The sequence below is a fragment of the Xanthobacter sp. SG618 genome (assembly GCF_012932745.1).
GTDB lineage: Bacteria > Pseudomonadota > Alphaproteobacteria > Rhizobiales > Xanthobacteraceae > Xanthobacter > Xanthobacter flavus.
Genome location: NZ_JABBHL010000010.1, coordinates 207,595 through 223,687 on the forward strand (window position 1 = coordinate 207,595; position 16,093 = coordinate 223,687).

Sequence of the window (16,093 nt, forward strand, 5' to 3'; positions counted from 1 at the left end):
TGTTGTCGCATCTTTCCACTCTATACGGAGGACGACGCGATGAACTGGGATCGCATCGAAGGTAACTGGAAGCAGTTCACGGGCAATCTGAAGGCCCAGTGGGGCAAGCTTACCGACGACGACCTCACCGAGATCAACGGGAACCGCGAGGTTCTCGAAGGCAAGCTGCAGGAACGCTACGGCTATGCGAAGGACGAGGTGAAGCGCCAGGTCGATACCTGGTCCACCAACATCCGAACCATGTGAGCCGAACGCTCCTGCAAGGACGGGCCTCGCGCCCCGGCCCCGCGTCTCTCGGCGCGGGGCATTTTCATGCGTGGGACGCGCTGTCTTCGTGGCGCGTGATGCCGCTCTGGTCCAGCTTGGCCAGCGCCTCCGCCGCGCGGACGCCACCGACCACGATGTCGGGCGCGATCTCGGTGAGCGGCACCAGCGCGAACGCGCGCTCCATGAGGCGGGGATGGGGGATTTCGAGATCCTCCTCCCGCACGGTCTCATCGCCGAACAGCAGAATGTCGATGTCGATGCGGCGCGGGCCGAACCTCACCTCATTGGGTCGGTCGCGCCCCAGCATCCGCTCGACCTCGAGGCCAAGCGCCAGAAGGCTTTTCGGCCCGATGGGGCTGTCCACCTCCACCACTTGGTTCAGATAGGGCCCCTGCGGCACCGGCCCCCAGGGAGGAGTCTCGTAATAGGAAGAGCTGCGGCGCAGGGTGAGACCGGCGCGGCACAGGGTGGCCAGCGCCTGCGCCATGGTCTCAGTACGATCGCCGACATTGGAGCCGAGGCAGAGATAGGCAACGGTCATGATGCGTCCCGGATCGCCTCGGCGACACGGGCCGCCTGCACATGGGCCGCCACGTCGTGGACACGGATGATCTCCACCCCATCCATGATGGCGATGACATTGGAGGCGATGGTGCCCGGCACCCGCTCCTGCGGCGTTGTCTGGATGACCTTTCCGATCAGCGACTTGCGCGATGTGCCGAGGAGGATCGGCAGGCCCAGCACACGCAGCTCCGGCAGGCGTCGGATGGCGGCGAGGTTCTGCGGGAAGCTCTTGCCGAAGCCGATGCCGGGATCGAGCACGAGCTTCTCCCGCTTCACGCCGGCGCGGTCGGCGATCTCCAGCACCCGCTCGAAGAAGCCCAGCATCTCCGAGATGATATCGAGGGATTCGTCCACCTCGGTGCGGTTGTGCATCACCACCGCCGCGGCATCGTAATCAGCCACGACCTTGGCCATGTCGGGATCGTGGGTGAAGCCCCAGACGTCGTTGACGATGCTCGCCCCTGCCTCCAACGCGCGGCGGGCGACCTCGGCCTTGTAGGTATCCACCGAGACCGGCACCCCCATCTCCGCCACGAGGGCGGGAATGACCGGGGCGATGCGCGCCCATTCGTCCTCCGCCGCAACCGGCGTATGGCCCGGCCGCGTCGATTCGCCGCCCACGTCGAGGATTTCGGCTCCTTCGGCGACGAGGCGCCGGGCATTGGCCAGGGCGTCGTCCGGCGCAGCGCTGCGGCCGCCGTCCGAGAAGGAATCGGGCGTCACATTGAGGATGCCCATGATGAGGGTGCGCGGCCCAAGGTGAAGGGCGTGGCCACGCGCGAGGAGGGTTCGGGAAGGAGCAGCGGGCATGATCGGGACCAAATGAGAGGCGCCCACTCAAGCCCGCCGCGTGTCGATTTGGCAAGGCGGCGCATGAGCGCCGCCAACTTGGGGATGCACGGCGCGTCATCGCCGCCAAACCCGTCGAGGCCCAGCGCGTCAGCGCGGCTTCGCGTTTGCCCTACTGCGCGGCGACGCCGGTGCCGATGGGGCAGGCGACGCCCGTGCCGCCGAGGCCGCAATAACCATTGGGGTTCTTCGCCAGATACTGCTGGTGATATCCCTCGGCGAAATAGAACGGCCCGAGATCGGCGATCTCGGTGGTGATGGCGGGGAAGCCCCGCGCCTTCAGCGCCGGCCCATAGGCCGCCTTCGCCGCCTCCGCCTCCGCCCGCTGCTCGGGGCTCGTCGCATAGATGCCGGAACGGTATTGTGTTCCCACATCATTGCCCTGCCGCATGCCCTGGGTGGGGTCGTGGCTCTCGAAGAACAGCTTCAGCAGTTCTGCGTAGGACACCACGGCCGGGTCGTACACCACCAGCACCGCTTCGGTATGGCCGGTCTTGCCGGAGCAGACCTCCTCATAGGTCGGGTTCGGCGTATGGCCGGCGACATAGCCGACCGCCGTCGCCCAAACGCCGTCCTGCTGCCAGAACTTGCGCTCCGCGCCCCAGAAGCAGCCGAGGGCGAACACGGCGGTCTCGAAGCCCTGCGGATACGGACCCTTCAGGGCATGGCCGTTCACGTAGTGGACTTCGGCGGTGGGGATGGTGGTGGCGCGGCCGGGCAGGGCCTCGGCGGCGGTGGGCAGGTCGAGGGACTTCTTCAGCCAGAACATGGCAGGCTCCTCGTCTCGCGGCCGGAGGGCATCGGACCCTCGGGCCACGGCATGGTGTTGGATGAGGCAGGGGGAAATCCCCGCTGGATCCCCAATATGGGGATGCGGCCGTGCTTGCGCGAGGGGAGGGGTCGGGAGATCAGCCGATCTCGAAGCGCGAGCGCTCGCGTACCCGGCCGAGGCCCATCAGGATCAGCCCGATGAGCAGGAGCAGCGCGAAGGCCGGCATGGAGAGGAGCGGGAGCAGCACCGTGTTCCACACGGCCGGCACCCCGGCCTTTGCCGAGGTCTCCGCCCGCTCCAAGCTGCCCGGCGCCAAGGCGAACCAGGCATCCCCCGCCGAGGTCAAGACGAGGCCGGAGGCCGCGATGGAGCGCGTGCCATCCACGATGAGAGCGACAAAGCCGCCGGCGAGCAGCCAGAATCCGGTGAAGCGGAGCAGGAAACGGATCATGGGGCGGCGCGCGGCTCCTTGCAGCGAAGGCTCAACGGCACCCATTTAGGCAGGATCGCGGGCAAATGCACCCCGGTACGTCGCCCTCCCTATCGCGCGTGGGGAGCGCTGCCGCCGTCCATGATGCTGGCCATCGCGTCGGGTGCGGGCGCGATGAGCGCATCGAAGCTGTCGATGTCCATGGGGCGGCCGAACAGATAGCCCTGGAATGCCTCGCAGCCGGCCTCCACCAGGCACCTGAACTGTTCCTCCGTCTCGACGCCCTCGGCGACGGACATGAGGGAGAGCGTGTCGGCCAGGGAAATCATGGCCTCCACGATGCGTAGACTCGACTCGTCCGCCGGCAGGCCGCGCACGAACGACTGATCGAGCTTGATCTGCGCGAAGGGAAACTGGCCGAGCGCCTGAAGCGATGAGTAGCCCGCACCCAGGTCGTCGAGGGCCCAGACGAGGCCGATGTCGCACAAAGCCTGCATGCGGGCGGCCATGTCTGGCATGTTCTCGGCCAGCATGCTCTCCGTCAGCTCCAGCTTCAGACGTGACACGTCGCAGCCGCTCCGCGTCAAGATGTCGGTGACGTTTCGGACGAAGTCGGGCTGCAGGAACTGGGCGACGCTGATGTTGACCGAGAGTGTGAGATGCGCGGTGCCGGGCTGCGCGTTCCACTTGGCAAGCTGTGCGCAGGCGGCGCGCAGCACCCAGTCTCCGATGGCGACGATCTGGCCGGTTTCCTCCGCCAGCGGAATGAACTGGCCGGGCGGAACGTTGCCGCGTCGGGGACTGTGCCAGCGAACGAGCGCTTCCGCGCCCACCAGATGGCCGTCGCGATCAACCTGCGGCTGGTAGGCAAGGCGGAACTCGCCCCGGGCGATGGCCCGCCCCAGGTCGTGTTCCCAGCCGCGACGGTCGGTGAGATCGGCGTGCATCAGCCCGAGGGTGAAGACCAGGGCGATAAGGGCCAGCACGGTGTTCACCCACGCCGCCACGTGTGCCGCCTCGGCCGGGACGAGCAGGGTTGGGTCGCTGATCGCCAGCGGTAGGAGGCTGAAGGCGATAAAGGCCAGCAGATAAAGGATCGGTAGCACGATGCGCAGGTAAAGGCCGTCGCGCTGGAATGCGAAATAGCTCCCGGCTGCGATCGGCAGGAAGTACAGGACCGTCGCCTTCGGCACGCCGAGCGGAGGGTTATCGAACAGACAGGACGCCGCGACGGCGAGCGGCGCGAGGTGAACGGCGAGGAGCGTCGCCAGACGAAGCTGCCCGCGCCGCAGCAGGACCAGCAGGCATGCCCCGAGGGCGGCCATGGCGAAATTGATCCCGGCCAGCAGCGGCCTGTCGATCATCAGCAGGCCAACACACCAGAGGCCGCCGATGCCCATCAGCAGAACGGCTTCAAGCAGCGTCAACGCGCTGACGCGCCGACTGTGACTGTCATCCCAGGACGGGTGTGCCATCGGACCGCCGATCTGTTCCGGTCGTGCCAACCCTGCGCAGCTGGAGCTGACACTGCGGACGGTGCTGGGCGAGCCGCGCTCTCTCTCTGCCCGAGGGCAGTGCCCACCGTCGGCAAGACAGTCCTTAGGATGCCTTGGCGCCAAGAGGTTCCCTAGAGTTGTACCGCGCATTGGTCAAGGCAGCTTGAACGGGGCCATGGACGCCTTGACCGACGTGGACCGGGGCTTTCTTCGCGCCGTCATGACGGCGTCGGTCTTTGGGCCCGCCAGTCCCACTCAAATCACATTGAAAAATCGACCAATTTTTAAAAAGCATAAAATCCATTGACTTTATGTGGTGATGGCCGCTTTCTGATGTGGAATAACGGAGTTCCACATGAGCGTGTCCCAGTCTCCTGTCGCCCCCGACCTGTTCTGGTTCATCCCGACCCATGGGGATGGCTCCTATCTCGGCTCGGAAACGCAGCAGCGGCCGCCGGAATTCGCCTATTTCCGCGAGGTGGCGCAGGCGGTGGACCGGCTCGGATTCAAGGGCGTGCTTTTGCCCACCGGGCAGAGCTGCGAGGACAGCTGGATCACCGCGGCGGGCCTCGCCACCGCCACCGAGCGCCTGAAATTCCTCGTGGCGCTGAGGCCGGGCGTCACCTCGCCGGCTTTCGCTGCGCGGCAGGCGGCCGCCCTCGACCGTCTCAGCGACGGCCGGCTGCTGCTCAACGTGGTGGTGGGCGGTCATCCTGCGGAGCTCGGCGCCGACGGCATCTTCCTGGAGCATGACGAGCGCTATGCGCAGGCGGACGAGTTCCTGACCATCTGGCGCGATCTCGTGGCCGGAAAGACGGTGGATTTTGAGGGCGAGTATTATCGTGTCGCGCACGGGCGGCTTGATTTCCCGGTGGTGCAGAAGCCCCACCCGCCTCTGTGGTTCGGCGGCTCTTCCGAGGCCGGCCACGAGGTCGCGGCCGAGCATGTCACCACCTATCTCTCCTGGGGCGAGCCGCCCCACATCCTGAAGGACAAGCTGGCCGACGTTCAGGCCCGCGCCGCCAAGCGCGGGCGCAAGCTGAAGTTCGGCCTGCGCATCCACTTCATCGTGCGCGAGACCGAGGCGGAAGCCTGGGCCGCCGCCGACAGGCTCATCTCCCGCATCTCCGACGAGCAGATCGAGAACGCGCAGAAGCGCTTCAAGGTGGAGATGGACTCCGTCGGCCAGGCGCGCATGGCCGCGCTCCAGCCGGGGGATCGCAACAAGCTGGAGATCGCGCCGAACCTGTGGGCCGGCATCGGCCTCGTGCGCCGCGGCGCCGGCACTGCGCTGGTGGGCGACCCCAAGAGCGTCGCGGCCCGCATCCGCGAATATCAGGAGATCGGCATCGAGACCTTCATCGGCTCGGGCTACCCGCATCTGGAAGAGGCCTACCGGGTGGCGGAACTGCTGTTCCCCGAACTCGGCATCGACGGCCGCCGCCGCAAGGTTTCCGACAACATCGTCAACGAATTCGCCGTGGGCTCCCACAGCGCCGAGCGGCGCCTCGCCGCCGTCTCCTGAGCATTCGAGAGGTCTTCGAGATGAAAACCCGTCGCACCGTCCTCGGCCTTGCCGCCGCTCTCGCCCTTGCGCCAGCGCTGGCCGCCGCCCCCGCTCAGGCGGAGGGCGTGCTGCGCATCGCCCAGCAGTTCGGCACCCTCTACACGCCCTTCCACGTGATGAAGGAAAAGGGGCTGGTGGAGCAGCGCGGCAAGGCGCTGGGCATCGACATCAAGGTGGATTGGATCCAGCTTTCCGGGGGCTCGGCGGTGAACGACGCGCTGCTCGCCGGCAACATCGACATCGCCTCCGCCGGCATCGGGCCCTTCCTCACCTTGTGGGACAAGACCCGCGGCACCTCCAACGAGGTGAAGATCGTCGGCGCCTTCGGGGCACAGCCCAACTATCTGCTCACCAACAATCCCAACGTGAAGAACATCAAGGACTTCACGGAGAAGGACAAGATCGCCATGCCGGTGGCCGGCGTGTCGGTCCAGGCGCGCATCCTCCAGCTCGCCGCCGAGCAGACCTTCGGGCCGGGCAATGCCAAGAAGCTCGACGCCCTGATGGTGACGCTGCCCCATCCGGACGCCACGGCGGCCCTTCTCTCCGGCTCCACCGAGATCACCGGCTATCTCTCCAACGCGCCGTTCCAGAACCACGCGCTGAAGGATCCCAAGATCCACAAGGTGTTTTCCTCCTACGACATCTTCGGCGGCCCGGTGACGCCCACGGTGGCCTATGCCACCGTCAAGTTCCGGCAGGAGAACCCGAAGACCTACAAGGCCTTCCTCGAAGCCTTCGAGGAAGCGACCAAATGGGTGGAGCAGAACAAGAAGGAGGCGGCGGACATCTATGTGAAGGTCGAGAAATCCAAGCTCGATCCCGCCTTCGTCGCCGAAGTGCTGAGCGATCCGGACACGCAATACACGCTTGTTCCGCTGGGCACGCTGAAGTTCGCGGATTTCATGAACCGCATCGGGGCCATCAAGGCGAAGCCGACGAGCTTCAAGGACTTCACCTTCGAGGACCTGCATTCCGCGTCGGGCAGCTGAGGGGGATGCGATGACGGTCCACTCCCCCGTTTCCGCCGCCATGCCCACCTTGACGCCCGCCGCCCCGGCCGTGCTGGAGGCGCGCGGCATCACCCTTGACTATGCCGGTCCGGCGGGCCGGCACCGGGCGGTGGAGGATGTGAGCTTCACCGTCCATGCGCGGGAGCGCCTGGTGCTGCTCGGCCCCTCGGGCTGCGGGAAGTCCTCCATCCTCAAGGCGCTGGCCGGCTTCCTGAAGCCCGCCGCCGGTACGGTGAGCCTGCGCGGCAAGGAGGTTCGCGGGCCGGGGCCGGACCGCATCGTGGTGTTCCAGGAATTCGACCAGCTGCTGCCCTGGAAGAGCATCACGGACAACGTCGCCTTCCCGCTGCGCGTCGCCCGCAAGGTGCCCCTGAAGGAGGCCCGCGAGCGGGCGCGTGCGGCGCTCGCCAAGGTTGGCCTCGCCCGCGCCTTCGATGCCTATCCGCACACGCTGTCCGGGGGCATGAAGCAGCGCGCCGCCATCGCCCGGGCGCTTGCCGCCGAGCCGGACGTTCTGTTGATGGACGAGCCATTCGCGGCGCTCGATGCCCTCACCCGGCGCACCCTTCAGGAAGATCTGTTGCGGCTTGCCGAGGAACAGGGCTTCACCCTCGTCTTCGTCACCCATGCCATCGACGAGGCGGTGCTGATCGGCACGCGACTGCATCTTCTCGCCGCCCATCCCGGCCGCACCATCGCCAGCTTCGATACGTCCGGCCTCGGCCTCGCCGAGCGCGGCTCGCCGGCCTTCGAGGGCGTGGTGCGGGAGGTGAGCGACCTGCTCTTCGCCGACGGAGCCCGCCATGACTGACGTTGGGGGCAGGGGCCGAAGGCCGTGGAGATGAGCGGAGCGCGAGGGGAGCCGGCGACGGTGTGTGTTCCGCCGCCGGCCCATGGCTCAATCGTAGGTGATGTCGTTGTCGTGCAGGTAGACGTTGCTGGCCTTGCAGATGTCGATGCGGATCGGATCATCCTTCACTTCGCCGCCCGACTTCCCGCGCCAGCCCACACGCAGCGTTTGCTGGCAACGGCCGCTGGTCTTGGTGAAGACGAGGGCGGCGTTGTCGCCGGGGCCGACCGGCTCGCTCAGCCAGTTGGTGCTCCAGCCGGTCCCGTCATTTGTATAGAAACCGACGACAGTATTTGCCTCGGTCTCGTTATGGATAGTGAATTCGCCGCTCTTTCCGGTTTGAGCTGACGCAACGTCAATATAAAGGGCGCATGTAAAAAGCAGAAATACGGAGCTGAATACGCTGATGTTTCTTCTTTTCCCCATTTTACCCCACTCCCCCATGTGAATTTACGCGTGGGACTGTCGCAAGGCTTTTGAAGAATATCAAGCCGACATCCGGTTGTGTTTCCGGCGTCTCGTGAAGTTAGTCGAGACCTGCGGCTTTGACGCTCTGATCCGGAGCGTTGGTTGCGCCCGGAACGCGTTGACGAACACCAATTGGCATTTCTCCACCCGTGAGCTGCCTGACAAGACCATGAGGTCCGCCATGTCCGACATCGATCTCAGCCGGCAGCCTGCCCTGTTCCGGGTGGCCCACGCCACGACCCGCACAGCGCCGGCACAATGGCTCGCCACGGCCGGCGCGGGCCTCTGGCGCTTCACCGTGGTGCGCCGGCTCGTGGTGCTCGCGGGCCTTGCTGTTTTGTGGCAGGTGGCGGCGACGTGGCAGAACAGCCCGCTTCTTTTTCCCACCTTCACCGACACCATCTCGGCGCTGGTCGAGGCGCTGCGCCATGAGGATCTGTTCCCGGCCTCCATTGCCTCGCTGACTGTGCTGATAAAGGGCTATGTGCTGGCGCTGGCCCTCGCGCTGGTGTTCGTCTCGGTGGCCATCGCCGTGCCCTTCGTGAAGGAAGTGCTGCTCACCCTCACCGCAATGTTCAATCCGCTGCCGGCCATCGCGCTGCTGCCCCTCGCTATGTTGTGGCTCGGCCTCGGCGAGGCGAGTCTGCTGCTGGTGATGGTACATGCGGTGCTCTGGCCGTTCGCGCTCGCGGCGCTGACCGGCTTCGAGCAGGTGCCGGAGACGCAGCGTCTCGTCGGCCGCAATTACGGGCTGAAGGGGCCGGCCTATGTGGCGCTCATCCTCATTCCAGCGGCGCTGCCCTCGCTCCTGTCGGGCCTGAAGATTGCTTGGGCCTTTGCCTGGCGCACGCTGATCGCGGCGGAGCTGGTGTTCGGCGTCTCCTCCCGCTCGGGCGGACTCGGCTGGTTCATCTATCGCAACCGGAATGAACTGCTCACAGACCGCGTGTTCGCCGGCCTCGTCACCGTCATCCTGATTGGTCTTCTGGTGGAGGTGCTGTTCCGCCTCGTGGAGCAGCGCACCGTGCGCGCCTGGGGCCTCCAGCGCTGAGGCTTCACGCAGAAACGGAAAGGGCGCCCGGCTCGTCACCGGGCGCCCTTTTCGTTTGTCGGGGTGTTCAGACGGCGGCGAGAATGCGCCGCTGGAGGTCGAGTGCCTCGGCGGACGCGATGCCGGTGCGCGGGCGGGGCAAGTCCACCGGCACGTCGAGGGCGATCTCGCCCTGCCGCAGCACCACCACCCGATCCGCCAGCGCCACCGCCTCGGCCACATCATGGGTGATGAGCACCACGGTAAATCCGTGCTCGGTCCAGATGCGCTCGGTGAGGCGGTGCATCTCGGTACGGGTCAACGCGTCGAGGGCGCCGAACGGCTCGTCCAGCAGCAGCACGCCGGGGCGTGATACCAGGGCGCGGGCCAGCGATACGCGCTGCTTCTGCCCGCCGGAGAGGACCGACGGCCAGTCCCGGCCCCGATCGGCGAGGCCCACGTCGCGTAGCGCCGCATGGGCCTCCTCGCGCCAGTGCGGACCGCGCGCGATGCCCACATTGGCAAGCACGCGCTGCCATGGCGCAAGGCGCGCATCCTGGAACAGCAGGCGCACCTGCGGCATCAGGCCAGTGACCCGGCTTTCACCGACCCGCACCTCGCCGGAGGTGGCGAGGTCGAGCCCGCAGATCAGGCGCATGAGCGTGGTCTTGCCACCGCCCGAGCGGCCGACCACGGCGAGGAACTGCCCGGCCGGAACATCGAGATCCAGTCGGCGCAGCACGGGGCGGGCGCCGAAGCTCTTGGTGACGGCGGAAAGATGGATGGGCTCGCCCTTCCAGCGCGGGGCGCTCGCGCGCGGCTCGGGCGGGGTGAAGGTCGCGCGGATTTCGTCGGCGCGCACCTTCGCGGCGACGTCGGCGTCGGCGGCGGCGAAGATTTCCATCAGGCCGCTCCTTCCGAGCCGTGCTGATAGGCGGGATGCCAGGCCAGCGCCCGCCGCTCGATGGCGCGGGTGAAGCTGTCGGCGAGCTTGCCGAGGAGGGCATAGGCGAGCACGCCCAGCACCACCACGTCGGTCTGCAGGAACTCGCGGGCGTTCATGGTCATGTAGCCGATGCCCTCGGTGGAGGAGATGGTCTCGGCGACGATCAGCGTCAGCCACATGATGCCGAGCGCATAGCGCAGCCCCACGAGCACCGAGGGCAGCGCCCCCGGCAGCACGATGCGCCAGAACAGTGCGGTGCTGGACAGGCCATAGACGCGCGCCATCTCCACCAGGCCGCGGTCCACCGTGCGGATGCCGTGGAAGGTGTTGAGATAGATCGGGAAGGCGACGCCAATGGCGACGAGGAAGATCTTCGCCTCCTCGTCGATGCCGAACCACAGGATCACCAGCGGGATGATGGCGAGATGCGGCACGTTGCGCAGCATCTGCATGGTGGAATCGAACGCCGTCTCCGCCGGCCGCACGATGCCGTTCAGCACCCCCAGCGCAAAGCCGATGGAGCCGCCGATGGCGAGGCCTATCAGCGCCCGCCGGGTGGAGACCGCCACATTGGTGAGGAGCGAGCCGTCGCCCAGCGCCCGCCAGAAGGCGACCGCCACGTCGCTCGGCGCCGGCAGCACCCGAGAGGACAGGAAGCCGAGGCTGGCCGCCGCCTGCCACAGGGCCAGCACCCCGAGGGGCAGCGCCCATGGCAGGAGCGCACGGCCGACCGCGGCAGCGCGGGCACCGGCGAGGCGACGGATATCCGCGGTTTCCGCGGCGACGGACACGGCCGCCGCCGGCAGAAGGGCGGCCTCACTTTGGGCGGGCGGGCTCATGGCAGGCTCCTCGCGTCCCGGTCACGACTTCGGCGCGCGCAAGGCGTCGGCGATGCGGATCGGCTTGGGGATGAGGCCGAGGGCCAGGAAGGCGTCCGCCACCTTCTGCTGCGCCGCCGCCACCTCGGGGGTGATCGGCTTCACGTCATACTGCTGGCGGGCGAGGGCGACCTCCAGGATCGGGGCGGGGATGCCGATGAGCGGCGAGAATTCGGCGGCGGCCGCCTTCGGGTTCGCCTTCACCCACGCGCCGACTTCGGCGACGCCCTTCAGCAGCACGTCCACCACCTGCGGCGCCTGATCCACGAAGGATCTGGTCGAGAGATAGAACTGGTAGTTGGAGACGATGCCGGTGCCGTCGGCGAGCTGGCGCGCGTCGATGGTCTTTTCCGCCGCCGCCTGGAAGGGGTCCCAGATCGCCCAGGCGTCCACCGAGCCGCGCTCGAAGGCGGCGCGGGCGTCGGCCGGGGTGAGATAGGCGGTCTTGATGTCGGAATAGGGCACGCCCGCCTTCTCCAGCGCCTTCACGAGGAGATAGTGGACGTTGGAGCCCTTGTTCAGCGCCACCGTCTTGCCCTTGAGGTCGGCGACGGTCTTCAGCGGGCTGTCCTTGGGCACGAGGATGGCCTCGCCCTGCGGGGCGGCGGGCTCGTAGCCCACATAAACGAGGGGTGCGCCGGCCGCCTGAGCGAAGATGGGCGGGGCCTCGCCGGTGTTGCCGAAGTCCACCGCGCCGGCATTGAGCGCTTCCAGCAGCTGCGGGCCGGCCGGGAACTCCGCCCATTTCACGCTGTAGCCGAGCGGCTTCAGGAGGGGCTCCAGCAGACCCTTGTTCTTCAGCAGGATGAGGGTGCCGTATTTCTGGTAGCCGATGCGCACCACCTTTTCCTGAGCGCGTGCCGGGCCCGCGCCCAGGGCAAGCGCCCCCGCGAGGCTGGAGGCGAGGACGGCGAAGTGTCGGCGCGTGATGCCCGTGCTCATGTCTCGGTTCCTTGGAATGGGGGGATCAGAAGGAGAGGCCGCGATAGCTGCCGGCCCAGTAGAGGAGGGGTTCGGCGCTCTCGGTGATGCGGGAGGCCACCACCCGGCCGATGACGATGAGGTGCGAGTGCCGCTCGATGACGTCTTCCAGCTCGCAGTCGAAAGCGGCGAGCGCGTCGGCGAGCACCGGCGCGCCGGTAGAGAGGCGGGTCCAGTCGGCGCCGTCATAGCGGGCCGGGCCCTTGAGGCCGCCCTTGCCGGCGAAGCGATCGGCCACCGGCTCGTGATGCGGCCGCAGCACGTTGATGGCGAAGGCGCGTTCCTTCAGCAGCGGCACGACCGAAGAGGTGGCGCGGTTGACGCAGATGAGGAGCGTCGGCGGCTCCACCGAAAGGGAAGTGACCGACGTCGCGGTGAGGCCGGTGCGCTCGTCGCCCTGGCCCACCGTGAGCACGCTCACGGCACCGGCCAGCTTGCGCATGGCGCTGCGAAAGGCGAGCGAGGCGGCGGAAAGCTCGGGAGCGGGGGAGGGAGCCGGGGCGGGAGCGGGCGAGACTTGGGTCGGCTGGCTCAGGGCGGCGGCGACGTGCGCGTTCATCGATCTGCCTTCTTCGAACGTGCGGGCGAAAAGGTCCTGCCCGCGGGTTCAGCCCCTCAGGGCAACACGTTCCAGCGCGCCTCCGGAGGAATCCGGAGGGGGTGGATCGGAGAAAAGAATAGACAGGCCGATCAAAGGCGGTCAATAAATTCTATCAAGTTTATCGAATTAAAGCCGGAGGGCGTGGGCCCGACGCTTCCGGCCCCATCTGGAGCCTGTCGATGACCAGTCCCGCGTCGTTCTTTGCCACGTCCGCTGTCGCTGATCCGACCCCGCCCGCTGCGACCGAAGCCAACGTCCTGTGGTTCCTGCCCACCCATGGGGATGGCCACTATCTCGGCACGTCGCACAAGGCGCGCGAGGTGAGCCTCGGCTATCTCCGGCAGATCGCCCAGGCGGCGGACCAGCTCGGCTATTTCGGCGTGCTCATCCCGACCGGCCGCAGCTGCGAGGACAGCTGGATCGTGGCCTCCGCTTTGGCCGGCCTCACCGAACGCCTGCGCTTTCTGGTGGCGGTGCGCCCCGGCCTGCTCTCGCCGGCCGTGGCCGCGCGCATGACGGCGACGCTTGACCGCATCTCCGGTGGTCGCGCCCTGATCAATGTCGTCACCGGCGGCGACCCGGTGGAAAACAAGGGCGACGGCTTCTTCGCCGACCATGCGGAGCGCTACGAGATCACCGCCGAGTTCCTCGACGTCTACACCCGCCTTCTGAAGGGTGAGGACGTGAACTTCGAGGGCAAGCACTTCAAGGTGGAGGGTGGCAAGCTTCTCTATCCGCCGGTCCAGCAGCCGCATCCGCCTTTGTTCTTCGGCGGCTCCTCCGCGCCGGCCCATGATGTGGCGGCGCGGCAGGTGCAGAAATATCTCACCTGGGGCGAACCCCCGGCGCAGGTGGCGGAGAAGATCCGGGACATCCGCGCCCGCGCTGCCGCGCTGGGCCGCGAGGTGACCTTCGGCGTGCGCCTCCATGTCATCGTTCGCGATACGGCGGCCGAGGCCTGGGCGGCAGCGGACGACCTGATCCGCTATGTGGACGACGCGACCATCGCCGAGGCGCAAAAGGTGTTCTCCCGCATGGATTCCGAAGGCCAGCGCCGGATGAGCGCGCTGCATGGCGGCCGGCGCGACAAGCTGGAAGTGGCGCCCAATCTGTGGGCCGGCGTGGGCCTCGTGCGCGGCGGCGCCGGAACCGCCCTCGTGGGCGATCCGGAGACCGTGGCCGAGCGGTTGAAGGAATACATGGCGGTGGGCGTCGATACCTTTGTTCTCTCGGGCTATCCTCACCTGGAGGAGGCCTATCGCTTCGGCGAAAGCGTGCTGCCGCTGCTGCCGCGTGCAGCCGGAACCGGCGCGCCGGGCGTTGTCACCAATCATCGCGGTCCGTTCGGGGAGATCATCGGCAATGCCATTGTACCTGAGGCACGCCGCGTCTCCGCCTCCTGACCGGACCGCCTCGCGAGGAGCAACGCCATGCTGAATGCCTGGGAAGCGCAGGGCGGGGACCCGCAGCGGGACGCGCGCACCAACGTGGTGGTCGTCGGCGGCGGCTTCAGCGGAACCCTGTTCGCGCTGGCGGCCGCTGCCGCGCGGCTCGACGTGGTGCTGGTGGAGCGGGAGGCGAAGGCCGGTCCCGGCCTCGCTTATGGCGCCTGTGACCCGCGCCACCTGCTCAACGTACCGGTGGCGCGCATGGAGGTTGGCCTCAAGCCCAGCTTCGCCCAATGGCTGAAGGCGAGCGGCGCCGATCTTTCCGCCGCCATCGAGGAGGCGGGTGGCGATCTCGCCCGCGCATTCGTGCCGCGCGCCTTGTTCGGTGCCTACCTCGCGGAGCGGCTGGAAACGGCGCTCGCGGCGCGCAATGGGCGTCTGCGCCGCGTTCGTGGCGAGGTGGTTCGCGTCTCCGATCGCCCGGTGCCCAGCGTCACCCTCTCCGATGGGCGGCGCATCGAGGGCACCCATGTGGTGCTCGCCACGGGCAATCTCCCGCCCCGCCCACCGCGCACCCGAGACGGCGGTGTCTATGACAGCCCGCTGTTCGTGCCGGACCCGTGGCGATGGCAGGACATCGACACCCTTTCGCCCGATGCCCCGGTTCTCCTCATCGGCTCGGGCCTCACCATGGTGGACGTCGCGCTGATGCTCGAGGCGCGCGGCCATCGCGGACCGATCTGGAGCGTGTCCCGCCACGGCCTGGTGCCCCATGTCCATGCGGATGTGGCGGGCCGGCTGGGGGGCGTGGAGCCGTTCCTCGATCCAGCGGAGGCTCGCGACCCGATACGGGCGCTGCGCCTCATCCGCGGGGCGGTCCGGCAGGCGGCCGTGCGCGGAGTGCCGTGGCAGCGGGTGATGGACGCCGCGCGCCCTGCTCTGGCGGCCGTCTGGGCCGGCTGGCCGCAAAAGGCGCGTGAGCGTTTCCTGCGCCATGGGCGCACCTGGTGGGACATTCACCGGCACCGCATGGCGCCGCGCATCGCCGATGCCTTCGGCGCGCTCGTTCAGTCCGGGCAACTCACGGTCATCGCCGGCCGTATCGCCAGCCTCGACCTCGTGCCCGGCGGCGTCGCCGCGACGCTGCGCAGGCGCCATTCCGGCCGCGCGCTGTCGCTTGAGGTGGCGCGGGTCGTGAATTGCACCGGACCGCGCTCGGATTTCGCCGGCCTTGCCGTTCCGCCGTTCGACGGGCTGCGGGAGACTGGCCGCATTCGGCCTGATCCCTTGGGCCTGGGCCTGGAGACCCGCGGAACCGCGCTGCTGGATCGCTATGGCCACGCCTCCACGTGGCTGCACGCGCTCGGGCCCTTGTCGCGTCCGGCCTTCTGGGAGGTGACAGCGGTGCCGGAAATCGCGGTGCAGGTGCACCAGCTCGTCGAGGAATTGGCGCGTCCGGCGAGCCGTCGCCAGCGCCCCGATGCGCGCCTGATCGCGGAATTCGTCGATCTCGGCGAAGGAATTTGAGACGGATCGGCCGCTTTCGGCAGTGGTCGGTGGTAGACGGGTGGGGCGTCGATGCCCATGTGGAAGATCTTATCTTCTTGATTTTCATCGGGTTTTCGTCAAAGTCGGCGCTTTAGAGGCTGAGTTTTCCACAGCCGGCAACAGATCCCAGCGGGCTCCAAAACAAGGGTGTTGACAGGTCTGAGGGGCCCCCTTATAAGCCACATCACTGACGGGGCGCCGCCGCATGGCGGGACGGCGCTTCCCCGGAGCTCTCCTCTCCACTGTCCGTAGTGGCAGCCGGTCAAAAGCCGGACGGAAAGGTGTTCTCTGGACCCTCCCAAGGGTGTGAGGCTCTCGCTTCGGCGAGGCAGAATTTGCCCGACAGGGCGCGCTGTTTGACATGTATGACAGAAGAAAGAGAAACGTGGACGGCGGAGTCCTTGCGGGGTCTCTTCTGGCTGAGAAGCTGGAACTGACCTGTGAG

At 67.6% G+C, this 16,093-nt stretch carries 18 protein-coding genes; 7 read left to right on the forward strand and 11 right to left on the reverse strand.

Going from position 1 to position 16,093, the window contains the following annotated elements:
- Positions 1 to 39 precede the first annotated feature (39 nt).
- The gene (locus FHT36_RS22805; RefSeq protein ID WP_168457651.1) at positions 40 to 246 is read left to right on the forward strand and encodes a CsbD family protein; all 207 of its coding nucleotides are present in this window, start codon (positions 40 to 42) and stop codon (positions 244 to 246) included.
- A gap of 64 nt (positions 247 to 310) precedes the next feature.
- On the opposite strand, the gene folK is transcribed toward FHT36_RS22805, so the two are convergent.
- From folK to FHT36_RS22830, 5 genes are all read right to left on the reverse strand, one after another.
- Positions 311 to 808: a 2-amino-4-hydroxy-6-hydroxymethyldihydropteridine diphosphokinase gene (gene folK / locus FHT36_RS22810; protein WP_169124753.1), complete on the reverse strand. Its 498-nt coding sequence runs from the start codon at positions 806 to 808 to the stop codon at positions 311 to 313.
- Entirely contained in the window at positions 805 to 1,641 is an 837-nt protein-coding gene (folP, locus tag FHT36_RS22815) for a dihydropteroate synthase (protein WP_169124755.1), read from the reverse strand. Before folP ends, folK begins: the two co-directional genes overlap by 4 nt.
- A gap of 151 nt (positions 1,642 to 1,792) precedes the next feature.
- Complete coding sequence (msrA, locus tag FHT36_RS22820) at positions 1,793 to 2,449, reverse strand: peptide-methionine (S)-S-oxide reductase MsrA (RefSeq protein WP_169124756.1); 657 nt, start codon at positions 2,447 to 2,449, stop codon at positions 1,793 to 1,795.
- Positions 2,450 to 2,588: 139 nt separating this feature from the next.
- Complete coding sequence (locus FHT36_RS22825) at positions 2,589 to 2,903, reverse strand: hypothetical protein (protein WP_169124757.1); 315 nt, start codon at positions 2,901 to 2,903, stop codon at positions 2,589 to 2,591.
- An 89-nt stretch (positions 2,904 to 2,992) separates the two neighbouring features.
- Positions 2,993 to 4,357, reverse strand: a complete 1,365-nt coding sequence (locus FHT36_RS22830) for a bifunctional diguanylate cyclase/phosphodiesterase (RefSeq protein WP_169124758.1) — start codon at positions 4,355 to 4,357, stop codon at positions 2,993 to 2,995.
- Positions 4,358 to 4,733: 376 nt separating this feature from the next.
- Here FHT36_RS22830 and ssuD (FHT36_RS22835) point away from each other — a divergent pair, with 376 nt between their 5' ends.
- The 3 genes from ssuD (FHT36_RS22835) to FHT36_RS22845 are packed head-to-tail and all read left to right on the forward strand — an operon-like array spanning position 4,734 to position 7,769.
- The gene (ssuD, locus tag FHT36_RS22835; RefSeq protein ID WP_169124759.1) at positions 4,734 to 5,903 is read left to right on the forward strand and encodes an FMNH2-dependent alkanesulfonate monooxygenase; all 1,170 of its coding nucleotides are present in this window, start codon (positions 4,734 to 4,736) and stop codon (positions 5,901 to 5,903) included.
- A gap of 20 nt (positions 5,904 to 5,923) precedes the next feature.
- Positions 5,924 to 6,937 (forward strand): ABC transporter substrate-binding protein, encoded by a 1,014-nt coding sequence (locus FHT36_RS22840; protein WP_169124760.1) that lies wholly within the window; start codon positions 5,924 to 5,926, stop codon positions 6,935 to 6,937.
- Between the two features lie 10 nt (positions 6,938 to 6,947).
- The gene (locus FHT36_RS22845) at positions 6,948 to 7,769 is read left to right on the forward strand and encodes an ABC transporter ATP-binding protein (RefSeq protein ID WP_210257933.1); all 822 of its coding nucleotides are present in this window, start codon (positions 6,948 to 6,950) and stop codon (positions 7,767 to 7,769) included.
- A gap of 87 nt (positions 7,770 to 7,856) precedes the next feature.
- On the opposite strand, the gene FHT36_RS22850 is transcribed toward FHT36_RS22845, so the two are convergent.
- Positions 7,857 to 8,252, reverse strand: a complete 396-nt coding sequence (locus FHT36_RS22850; protein ID WP_210257934.1) for a hypothetical protein — start codon at positions 8,250 to 8,252, stop codon at positions 7,857 to 7,859.
- Positions 8,253 to 8,457: 205 nt separating this feature from the next.
- Between FHT36_RS22850 and FHT36_RS22855 the strand changes: the two genes are divergently transcribed.
- Positions 8,458 to 9,327 (forward strand): ABC transporter permease, encoded by an 870-nt coding sequence (locus FHT36_RS22855; protein ID WP_169124761.1) that lies wholly within the window; start codon positions 8,458 to 8,460, stop codon positions 9,325 to 9,327.
- Between the two features lie 67 nt (positions 9,328 to 9,394).
- On the opposite strand, the gene FHT36_RS22860 is transcribed toward FHT36_RS22855, so the two are convergent.
- Genes FHT36_RS22860 through FHT36_RS22875 form a run of 4 tightly spaced genes read right to left on the reverse strand, consistent with a single transcriptional unit; the run spans position 9,395 to position 12,670 of the window.
- Positions 9,395 to 10,210, reverse strand: a complete 816-nt coding sequence (locus FHT36_RS22860) for an ATP-binding cassette domain-containing protein (RefSeq protein ID WP_169124762.1) — start codon at positions 10,208 to 10,210, stop codon at positions 9,395 to 9,397.
- On the reverse strand, positions 10,210 to 11,091 hold the full coding sequence (gene ssuC / locus FHT36_RS22865; RefSeq protein WP_169124763.1) for an aliphatic sulfonate ABC transporter permease SsuC: 882 nt from the start codon (positions 11,089 to 11,091) through the stop codon (positions 10,210 to 10,212). Before ssuC ends, FHT36_RS22860 begins: the two co-directional genes overlap by 1 nt.
- 21 nt (positions 11,092 to 11,112) lie before the next feature.
- Positions 11,113 to 12,072 carry a sulfonate ABC transporter substrate-binding protein gene (locus tag FHT36_RS22870; RefSeq protein WP_169124764.1) on the reverse strand — a complete coding sequence of 320 codons (960 nt, stop codon included), beginning with the start codon at positions 12,070 to 12,072 and terminating at the stop codon, positions 11,113 to 11,115.
- A gap of 25 nt (positions 12,073 to 12,097) precedes the next feature.
- Complete coding sequence (locus tag FHT36_RS22875) at positions 12,098 to 12,670, reverse strand: flavin reductase family protein (protein WP_169124765.1); 573 nt, start codon at positions 12,668 to 12,670, stop codon at positions 12,098 to 12,100.
- A gap of 221 nt (positions 12,671 to 12,891) precedes the next feature.
- Between FHT36_RS22875 and ssuD (FHT36_RS22880) the strand changes: the two genes are divergently transcribed.
- Both ssuD (FHT36_RS22880) and FHT36_RS22885 read left to right on the forward strand, forming a co-directional pair.
- A complete protein-coding gene (ssuD, locus tag FHT36_RS22880) occupies positions 12,892 to 14,115 on the forward strand; it encodes an FMNH2-dependent alkanesulfonate monooxygenase (RefSeq protein WP_169124766.1) in 1,224 nt (407 codons plus the stop codon).
- Positions 14,116 to 14,142: 27 nt separating this feature from the next.
- Positions 14,143 to 15,627, forward strand: a complete 1,485-nt coding sequence (locus tag FHT36_RS22885; protein ID WP_169124767.1) for an FAD/NAD(P)-binding protein — start codon at positions 14,143 to 14,145, stop codon at positions 15,625 to 15,627.
- A 283-nt stretch (positions 15,628 to 15,910) separates the two neighbouring features.
- Here FHT36_RS22885 and FHT36_RS24235 read toward each other — a convergent pair.
- Positions 15,911 to 16,093: hypothetical protein (locus FHT36_RS24235; protein ID WP_210257936.1), on the reverse strand; the 183-nt coding region annotated here is incomplete at its 5' end.

Coding starts and splice junctions, on each gene's coding strand:
- ssuD (WP_169124766.1), top strand. CDS start 12,892: ATGACCAGTCCCGCGTCGTTCTTTGCCACGTCCGCTGTCGCTGATCCG.
- folK (WP_169124753.1), bottom strand. CDS start 808: ATGACCGTTGCCTATCTCTGCCTCGGCTCCAATGTCGGCGATCGTACT.
- FHT36_RS22870 (WP_169124764.1), bottom strand. CDS start 12,072: ATGAGCACGGGCATCACGCGCCGACACTTCGCCGTCCTCGCCTCCAGC.
- msrA (WP_169124756.1), bottom strand. CDS start 2,449: ATGTTCTGGCTGAAGAAGTCCCTCGACCTGCCCACCGCCGCCGAGGCC.
- FHT36_RS22855 (WP_169124761.1), top strand. CDS start 8,458: ATGTCCGACATCGATCTCAGCCGGCAGCCTGCCCTGTTCCGGGTGGCC.
- ssuC (WP_169124763.1), bottom strand. CDS start 11,091: ATGAGCCCGCCCGCCCAAAGTGAGGCCGCCCTTCTGCCGGCGGCGGCC.
- folP (WP_169124755.1), bottom strand. CDS start 1,641: ATGCCCGCTGCTCCTTCCCGAACCCTCCTCGCGCGTGGCCACGCCCTT.
- FHT36_RS22825 (WP_169124757.1), bottom strand. CDS start 2,903: ATGATCCGTTTCCTGCTCCGCTTCACCGGATTCTGGCTGCTCGCCGGC.
- FHT36_RS22885 (WP_169124767.1), top strand. CDS start 14,143: ATGCTGAATGCCTGGGAAGCGCAGGGCGGGGACCCGCAGCGGGACGCG.
- FHT36_RS22860 (WP_169124762.1), bottom strand. CDS start 10,210: ATGGAAATCTTCGCCGCCGCCGACGCCGACGTCGCCGCGAAGGTGCGC.
- ssuD (WP_169124759.1), top strand. CDS start 4,734: ATGAGCGTGTCCCAGTCTCCTGTCGCCCCCGACCTGTTCTGGTTCATC.
- FHT36_RS22845 (WP_210257933.1), top strand. CDS start 6,948: ATGACGGTCCACTCCCCCGTTTCCGCCGCCATGCCCACCTTGACGCCC.
- FHT36_RS22840 (WP_169124760.1), top strand. CDS start 5,924: ATGAAAACCCGTCGCACCGTCCTCGGCCTTGCCGCCGCTCTCGCCCTT.
- FHT36_RS22875 (WP_169124765.1), bottom strand. CDS start 12,670: ATGAACGCGCACGTCGCCGCCGCCCTGAGCCAGCCGACCCAAGTCTCG.
- FHT36_RS22805 (WP_168457651.1), top strand. CDS start 40: ATGAACTGGGATCGCATCGAAGGTAACTGGAAGCAGTTCACGGGCAAT.
- FHT36_RS22830 (WP_169124758.1), bottom strand. CDS start 4,357: ATGGCACACCCGTCCTGGGATGACAGTCACAGTCGGCGCGTCAGCGCG.
- FHT36_RS22850 (WP_210257934.1), bottom strand. CDS start 8,252: ATGGGGGAGTGGGGTAAAATGGGGAAAAGAAGAAACATCAGCGTATTC.